The organism is Kosakonia quasisacchari (assembly GCF_004331415.1).
In the GTDB taxonomy this organism is placed as follows: Bacteria; Pseudomonadota; Gammaproteobacteria; order Enterobacterales; family Enterobacteriaceae; genus Kosakonia; species Kosakonia quasisacchari.
In genome coordinates this window covers 1-7,576 of record NZ_SJOP01000045.1, presented here as the reverse complement: position 1 = coordinate 7,576, position 7,576 = coordinate 1, and the positions used below count along the sequence as shown (strand labels likewise).

Annotated in this window: 10 protein-coding genes; all 10 read left to right on the top strand. The window is 55.7% G+C overall.

Translation table 11 applies throughout. The features are described from left to right. Positions 1 to 70: 70 nt before the first annotated feature. Positions 71 to 208, top strand: a complete 138-nt coding sequence (locus tag E0L21_RS24350) for a DUF4222 domain-containing protein (protein ID WP_131413798.1) — start codon at positions 71 to 73, stop codon at positions 206 to 208. Between the two features lie 37 nt (positions 209 to 245). Continuing rightward, positions 246 to 1,118, top strand: a complete 873-nt coding sequence (locus tag E0L21_RS24345) for a conserved phage C-terminal domain-containing protein (RefSeq protein WP_131413797.1) — start codon at positions 246 to 248, stop codon at positions 1,116 to 1,118. After that, positions 1,115 to 1,546: a PerC family transcriptional regulator gene (locus E0L21_RS24340; protein WP_131413796.1), complete on the top strand. Its 432-nt coding sequence runs from the start codon at positions 1,115 to 1,117 to the stop codon at positions 1,544 to 1,546. Before E0L21_RS24345 ends, E0L21_RS24340 begins: the two co-directional genes overlap by 4 nt. Further along, positions 1,543 to 3,726 (top strand): Dam family site-specific DNA-(adenine-N6)-methyltransferase, encoded by a 2,184-nt coding sequence (locus tag E0L21_RS24335; RefSeq protein ID WP_131413795.1) that lies wholly within the window; start codon positions 1,543 to 1,545, stop codon positions 3,724 to 3,726. Before E0L21_RS24340 ends, E0L21_RS24335 begins: the two co-directional genes overlap by 4 nt. 9 nt (positions 3,727 to 3,735) lie before the next feature. Further along, the gene (locus E0L21_RS24330) at positions 3,736 to 4,074 is read left to right on the top strand and encodes a LexA family protein (RefSeq protein WP_235855297.1); all 339 of its coding nucleotides are present in this window, start codon (positions 3,736 to 3,738) and stop codon (positions 4,072 to 4,074) included. Next, complete coding sequence (locus tag E0L21_RS24325) at positions 4,071 to 4,451, top strand: RusA family crossover junction endodeoxyribonuclease (RefSeq protein ID WP_131413794.1); 381 nt, start codon at positions 4,071 to 4,073, stop codon at positions 4,449 to 4,451. The genes E0L21_RS24330 and E0L21_RS24325 overlap by 4 nt, the downstream gene beginning before the upstream one ends. A gap of 105 nt (positions 4,452 to 4,556) precedes the next feature. Continuing rightward, positions 4,557 to 5,345 carry a KilA-N domain-containing protein gene (locus E0L21_RS24320; RefSeq protein WP_131413793.1) on the top strand — a complete coding sequence of 263 codons (789 nt, stop codon included), beginning with the start codon at positions 4,557 to 4,559 and terminating at the stop codon, positions 5,343 to 5,345. Between the two features lie 7 nt (positions 5,346 to 5,352). Further along, the gene (locus tag E0L21_RS24315) at positions 5,353 to 6,345 is read left to right on the top strand and encodes a DUF968 domain-containing protein (protein WP_131413792.1); all 993 of its coding nucleotides are present in this window, start codon (positions 5,353 to 5,355) and stop codon (positions 6,343 to 6,345) included. 12 nt (positions 6,346 to 6,357) lie between these two features. Next, the gene (locus E0L21_RS24310; RefSeq protein WP_131413791.1) at positions 6,358 to 7,116 is read left to right on the top strand and encodes an antitermination protein; all 759 of its coding nucleotides are present in this window, start codon (positions 6,358 to 6,360) and stop codon (positions 7,114 to 7,116) included. 211 nt (positions 7,117 to 7,327) lie between these two features. After that, a partial coding sequence (locus E0L21_RS24305) for a putative holin (RefSeq protein ID WP_131413790.1) occupies positions 7,328 to 7,576 on the top strand: 249 nt, incomplete at its 3' end.

Here is a 7,576-nt window from a genome sequence, read left to right as displayed (position 1 = left end):
CCCACAACTACCAGCGAGCCGCCGGAATGGTAGAGGCGTTTGCCACTATGAATGAGCAGGGGCGCGAAGCATGGCTGAAGTTAACCGGCAATTCAGAGACCACTACGGAATCCCGGTACGGGTCATTCGATGGGAGCCAGAAAAGCAGCGCGTTATCTATCTTCGTGAAGCGCAAGGCTACGAGCATGAATGCTTCAGCCCGCTTTAGCAATTCCAGCGTAAATTCAGAGAAATAAAGGACGACCATGAGCACTAAATTAACCGGTTACGTCTGGGACGCCTGTGCCGCTTCTGGCATGAAGCTGTCCAGCGTGGCGATCATGGCGCGCCTGGCTGACTTCAGCAACGACGAGGGCGTGTGCTGGCCGTCCATCGAGACGATTGCCCGCCAGCTTGGCGCAGGTGAAAGCACTGTACGAACCGCGATTGGCAAGCTGGAGCAGGATGGCTGGCTGACACGCCAGCAGCGCCGCAAGGGTAACCGTAATGCCTCAAACGTTTACCAGCTTAACGTGGCAAAACTCCAGGCGGCTGCCTTTTCTCACCTGTCAGATTCTGACCCGTCAAAATCTGACGCATCAAAATCTGATGGGTCGAATTCTGATGCCTCAAAATCTGACGCGTCGAAATCCAGCAAAGCAGGCGATTTTCACCCCCCAGAATCTGGCGGGGATCCGTCAGTAAATTCAAAACAAGATCCATCAGATAAAAAACCTTCTTGTCCGGTTGCTGCGCAACCCGACCCGGAAGTGGCAATAACTGATTCAGCGATTGAGGTTCTTACCCATCTGAACCAGGTCAGCGGATCTCGTTACCAGAAATCACGGAGATCGCTTGAGCACATCCGCGCGCGTCTTCGCGAGGGTTTCACAGTCAATGACATGAAACTGGTTATCGACCTGAAGCACGAGCACTGGCGCGACAACGACGAGTTTTATCAGTACATGCGCCCGGAAACTCTGTTTGGGCCGAAGAAATTCGAAGGTTACCTTCAGCGTGCCACCAACTGGGAAGCAAAAGGCCGCCCGCTTCGTGAGACATGGGACAGGAAGCGGGAGAGGGACATCAATGCTATTAGCCGCCCTGATACCACTATACCGCCGGGGTTCCGCGGATGAGCGCCTTTTCTGAAGTCCTCGAATACATCCAGCAAAACGGCGAATGCACCACTAGCGAGGTGTGTTGCGGCCTTGAACATCTGGATCTCAGAGTCGTGCAGCGCACGCTTGAGCGCCTGGCGAGCATCGGCCAGTTGAAGCGCAAGCCGCTTGGCCGCTTTTTCCTGTATTACACAGACGCACCGATTGCCCCCAGCGAAACGGGCAGTCCGGTTGAACTGGCGAACAAGGCGCTTGATCTGGAAGCAAGGGGCTTACGCCGTCGCGCCGCAACAGTATGGCTGGAAGCCTTTGACTGTGCCAAAACGCCGCAGGCCAGAGCGTGCTTCGCGCTGCGCCGGGCAAAATGCCTTTCCGGCATGACGCGCGGTGTCGCTGACGGCGCAGGGAACCGCTGGAACGAAACGTGTAAAGGAGGTTCGCTGTGAGATACGGATCAGTTTGCAGTGGCATTGAAGCCGCCACCGTTGCGTGGGAAACATTGGGCTGGAAAGCGTCATGGTTCGCTGAGATAGAAAAATTCCCGGCTGCAGTACTGGCGGCGCGCTGGCCTGAAGTAGCCAACCTGGGTGACATGACCAAAATTGCCGCGGCGGTTCGCGCCGGAACAGTTGAAGCACCAGACATTCTTGTCGGCGGTACGCCATGCCAGGCATTCAGTATCGCCGGTTTACGCAACGGGCTCGACGACGCGCGCGGGCAATTAACCCTTTCATATGTGGAGTTAGCAGATGCCATCGACGACAAGCGCCGCGACTGCGGTGAAGAAGAAGCAATCATCGTCTGGGAAAACGTCCCGGGCGTCCTCAGCAGCAAAGACAACGCCTTCGGCTGCTTTCTTGCAGGACTTGCCGGGGAAGATAGCGAATTGCAGCCAGCAGGGGGAAAATGGTCGAACGCTGGTTGTGTGTTTGGACCATCGCGCGCTGTCGCCTGGCGAGTGCTCGACGCTCAATTTTTCGGAGTGGCCCAACGACGCAAGCGTGTGTTCGTTGTCGCAAGTGCTCGAAGTGGATTCGATCCCGCAAAAGTACTTTTTGAGCTCGACAGCGTGCGCCGGGATACTCCGCCGCGCAGAGAACCGCAATCGAAAATTACCGCCGCTGCTGGAGAACGCATTGAAGGCAGTAGTCACTGGGACAATCCAGCAAACCCACACCCAACCCTCAACCAGTCACACAACCAGTCACACAACATCGGAGGAATAGGCCAGAGCAATCAGGAACTGTTCAGCCAGCGAGGATGCGGGATTATAGCTCAGTCGGTTAATGGCGACATTTCCCACACCCTGAAAGCAGAAGGCTTTGACGGAAGCGAGGACGGAACGGGGCGCGGAACGCCGATTATCGCTATGGCTCACGGGCAGGGCGGTGCCGAGATTAAAACGGACAATTCCGCGCCTACGCTCACCTGCAACCACGAAGCACCGATAGTCGTAAATTCTGCGTTGGCATTTCAACCTGGCAATCTGACAAGGGCAGACGGATATATTTCTTATCCTGACAGGCATTCTGGCATGGCTGTTCGCCGTCTCACGCCAGTGGAGTGTGAGCGCCTACAAGGATTCCCGGATAATCACACCCTGATCCCGACAGAGAAGCGTAAGCAGATCACCACTGAAGAATACGCATACCTGCGCCACCACTTCCCGAACATGACGGCAGAAGAGGCTTACCGCCTGGCGGCTGATGGCCCTCGTTACAAGGCTATTGGCAATTCAATGGCGGTACCGGTCATGCGCTGGATTGGCGAACGCATTGCTGCAGCTTTGCCGGTTGCTGAACCAGCACCACGCATTTATCAGCGCCCGTTCCTTAAATGGGCTGGTGGCAAGTATTCATTGCTGCCGGAATTGGATCGCCTCATCCCGGCTGGTAAACGCCTTATTGAGCCATTTGTTGGCGGCGGCTCGGTGTTTCTCAACTCCGATAAGCATGAAAGTTTCCTGCTGGCGGACGTAAACGCTGATCTGATCAACCTGTACCAGATGTTAGCCATCGTTCCGGTTCAGGTTCTAACGTTTGCCCGCCGTATGTTCACCAGTCTCAACACTGAGCGCGGTTATGGGATTGTTCGGGAAGAATTCAACGCGCAGCGGATAGACAGCATTGAGCGTGCAGCAGCATTCCTGTACCTGAACAGACACTGCTTTAACGGCCTGATTCGATACAACCTCAGCGGGCAATTTAATGTCGGCTTTGGCAAGTATCGCTCCCCGTATTTTCCAGAAGAAGAAATAAAAACCTTCGCCAACATGGCGCACAACTGCGTGTTTATGAACGCTGGTTTTCAGCGAACCCTGGCTCTGGCGGGTGAGGGCGATGTTGTTTACTGCGATCCGCCGTATGAACCGATGCCGGGTACCGCTGGCTTTACCAACTATGCCGCCGGGGGATTTACATGGGACGACCAGCAGGCGTTAGCGCGCTGCTGTGTTGCTGCGCATCAGCGTGGCGCCAGAGTGGTGATCAGCAATTCCACCGCGCCTCGCATTATCGAGCTTTACAAGGGGCATGGCTTCGACCTGCACCACGTCAGCGCCCGCCGCGCCATATCGAGCAAAGGCAGTACGCGCGAAACCGCCACCGATATCGTGGCCATTCTCTGAGGGGAAACCGTGGAAGAACGTAAACCACTGACCGACCGGCAGCAGCAGGTGCTTAATGCGCTGGTGGATTTTCACAACATGCACGGCTACCCGCCGACGTATACCGAGCTTGCGTCGCTGATTGGCGTCGCGTCTGGCAATGCTGCTTTTGAACACCTACGCGCCCTGGTGAAAAAAGGCTACATCACGATCGCCAGCGGCACCGCGCGCGGCATCAAAGTGATCGGCGTAAACGACACACTGGCGCTCGATGAAGCCGAGCAAGTGATCCGATCGCTCCTGGCGGGTGAGAAAAGTTCGGCGGATCTGGCTTATGAATGGCTGAAACGCAGAGGGTCCGCGGCATGAAGCTGAAATTACCTTTCCCACCCAGCGTGAACACCTACTGGCGCGCCCCGAATAAGGGGCCGCTTAAAGGTCGCCACCTCATCAGCGCAGCAGGGCGCAAGTACCAGAGCGACGCCTGCGCGGCCATCATCGAGCAGTTACGCCGTCTGCCAAAGCCATCCAGCGAACCAGCCTCGGTAGAAGTCATTCTCTACCCGCCGGATGCACGCCGCCGGGATATAGACAACTACAACAAGGCGCTGTTTGACGCGCTGACGCATGCCGGAGTGTGGGAGGACGACAGTCAGGTTAAACGCCTGCTGGTTGAGTGGGGACCGGTAGAAAAGGGCGGTAGGGTTGATGTCACGATAAAATCACTACCTATAAAGGCTGTATGAATGATCAGCTCATGTCGCCATCAAAAAAAAATGTGTGTTATGGTCGAATTGTGTCAGCGAAACGGGGTTGCAGTCCCGCTCGCATTTCAAACAGTGGAGAAACCAATGAATCAATTACTCGTGATTGACGGCGTTTCCGTACGCCGTGATATTGATGGCCGTTACTGCCTTAATGATCTGCACCGCGCTGCTGGTGGTGAACAGCGCCACCGTCCGAAGTACTGGATTGAAAACAGCCAGACTGTCGCACTTATTGATGAAATTTTAAGCGAGGGCGGAATTCCGCCTTCCACAATTCGCGGCGGCGCTGAGCAGGGGACATACGTTTCGAAGGAACTGGTCTACTCGTACGCTATGTGGATCAGCCCAGCATTTCACCTAAAAGTGATCCGTACCTTTGACAAAGCAGTTAGCTCACCCGAACAAGCCTTATCAGCCGTCGCCGATAAAATGCAGGCTGGCATAATCCTTCTCGGCTTCATGCAGAAGTCTCTAAACCTCTCAAATTCCTCAGTGCTTGGTGCATGTCAGAAGCTACAGGAGGCGGTGGGGCTGCCAAATCTTACACCACAGTACGCTATCGATGCGCCCGCTGACGCGCTTGACGGTTCAAGCCGTCCTACGCAGTCACTCAGCGCGCTGCTGAAAACTCACAAAATAGCGATGACTGCTGCCCAGGCATACCAGCAATTGTCAAAGCTTGGCATCGTTGAGCACAAAGAGCGCCGCAGCCGTAGCGGCAGCAATGGGGTTAAACGTTTCTGGTCCCTGACCGCCAAAGGCTGCATGTATGGCAAAAATATCACCAGTCCGGCAAACCCGCGCGAGACTCAGCCGCATTTCTTTGAGTCCCGGTTCGCTGATCTGCTGCGCCTGCTCGATACAGTGCATTGAGGCCGATTTGAGAGCGCTACTGACTCCAGTGGTTGTCACTGAGCTTGGGCTGGTCATGTTCCGCCCTGGCGTTTCCCTGCTGCCGCATTTTCGCCGCGGGCGCATGTTGCTTGAGAACGAACCCGAGCGCCTGGCGGGTATGCCGAACGGTGAACTGCCACCAGCAGAGCAGCCGCTGGCGGAAGCTCCGGCGCTGGCTGGCGTATTCGAAAATGAAGCGGTGTTGCGCCGCGCCGGTGGCATTAACGGTCTGGAAAGCTGGCTTGAATCCGGTACCGGGTGCCAGTGGCCTCACGAAAGCTGGCACGATGAGAACATGACAACCATGCGCCACGCACCGGGCGCGATCCGTCTGTGCTGGCATTGCGACAACATCCTGCGCGAGCACAGCACCGAACAACTTGCAGCCATAGCCAGGGCAAACTGCGCCGCATACATCCTTACGACCGCCCGCCGTGAGCTTGGCTTTGACGATTCCCATTCACTGACGCTGCCGGAATTCTGCTGGTGGCTGGCGCGTTACGGCCTCGCAGACGTGCTGCCGGAGGAAGCCGCACGGCAGGTTCTCCTTATGCCTAAGCCAGTCATTAAATCGGTAACGCGCGAGCTTGATCTGGTACCAGGCATGCCGCAGGCGCGGGAAATCATAGAGGAGGTGGCAAAGCAGGTGCTGGCGCTGCGCATCGATCCGGAGACGCCTGAATCCTACATGCTGCGCCCGAAGCGCCGCCGCTGGGAAAACGAGAAGTACACCCGCTGGGTTAAGGCGCAGCAATGCATGTGCTGCAACAATCCGGCAGACGATCCCCACCACCTGATCGGCCACGGTAATGGGGGAATGGGTACAAAGGCGCACGACCTGTTTGTGATCCCGCTTTGCAGAGCGCATCACGACGCGTTGCACGCTGACACCGTGGCATTTGAAGAAAAATATGGCAGCCAGTTTGTGCTGCTGTTTCGTTTTTTAGATCGCGCGCTGGCCATCGGCGTGCTGGCGTAAAGTGGAGATGCTATGAACCTCGAATCATTACCAAAATTCTATTCGCCAAAGTCGCAGAAATATAACGACGAGACGCCAGCTACGGGCGGTGTCGCACTGACCATTACCGATGTGATGGCGGCTCAGGGCATGGTGCAGTCAAAAGCATCGCTTGGCTTTAATCTGTTCCTGGCAAAGATGGGGATTCAGGATCCGGCACCGGCGATTGATGGACTGATGAACTATGCGCTGGCGCTCAAAAATCCGGTGCTGATGAAACTCAGCGAGAAAGCCCGCCTCGAAATTCTGCCGGTGCTGGTTCAATTCGCCTTTGCCGATTATTCCCGATCTGCGGCCAGTAAAGCGCGGTGCCCGCACTGCAATGGCCTTGGCGTGTTGCATGTCATGCGCGATGTGGTCAAGCACCCCGGTGTAAAAGGCGTGGAGGCAACGGTCAGGTATGAAGAGGTGGAAGAGATCTGCCATCACTGCGGCGGTAAAGGAGAGGTAAGAACAGCGTGCCGTGGCTGCAAAGGCAAGGGTGAAGTGCTCGATGAAAAGCGCACCAAACTGCACGGTGTACCGGTTAATAAGGTATGCGGTCGCTGTAATGGCAATCGCTACAGCCGCGTTCCGACAACGCTTGCCCGCACACTGGTCAGTAAGATTGTGCCAGACCTGACGAATTACGAATGGTATAGCGGTTACGCCGATGTGATTAACGCGCTCGTGACTAAATGCTGGCTTGAAGAAGCAAACGCAGAGATGCATTTAAGAAAAGTAACACGTTAGCCACATATTCGCGACTTATAGCGTCACGATGCTTGCAATATTCAAAAAAACTGGTTAGGATTTTCCCAACGATGGGCATTGTATGTTCACCGTTAAAAAACAATATTCAAGACCTCGCTGCGGCGGGGTTTTTTCATTTCTGGCTGCCATCCGGCGGCCTTTTTTATTCCCCTCATCCTGAGAGGACTCACAGCATATACGAGGGGGCTAAATGTCCGAACCTGTTTCCGGTTCCGCTGCGGCGGCAAGCGCTTTAACCGGTGCCAGTTTGTATGGCTTGTTAACCGGCACCGATTACGGCGTCGTGTTCGGTGCGTTCGCTGGTGCCGTGTTCTATGTCGCCACGGCTGCCGATCTGACGATTCTCCGCCGTTCGGCCTACTTCATCGTTTCTTACTTCGCCGGCGTGTATGGCTCCGGGCTGGTGGGTTCACTGCTTGCGAGCGTCACCCATTACAGT

Coding starts and splice junctions, on each gene's coding strand:
- E0L21_RS24350 (WP_131413798.1), top strand. CDS start 71: ATGGCTGAAGTTAACCGGCAATTCAGAGACCACTACGGAATCCCGGTA.
- E0L21_RS24345 (WP_131413797.1), top strand. CDS start 246: ATGAGCACTAAATTAACCGGTTACGTCTGGGACGCCTGTGCCGCTTCT.
- E0L21_RS24340 (WP_131413796.1), top strand. CDS start 1,115: ATGAGCGCCTTTTCTGAAGTCCTCGAATACATCCAGCAAAACGGCGAA.
- E0L21_RS24325 (WP_131413794.1), top strand. CDS start 4,071: ATGAAGCTGAAATTACCTTTCCCACCCAGCGTGAACACCTACTGGCGC.
- E0L21_RS24320 (WP_131413793.1), top strand. CDS start 4,557: ATGAATCAATTACTCGTGATTGACGGCGTTTCCGTACGCCGTGATATT.
- E0L21_RS24310 (WP_131413791.1), top strand. CDS start 6,358: ATGAACCTCGAATCATTACCAAAATTCTATTCGCCAAAGTCGCAGAAA.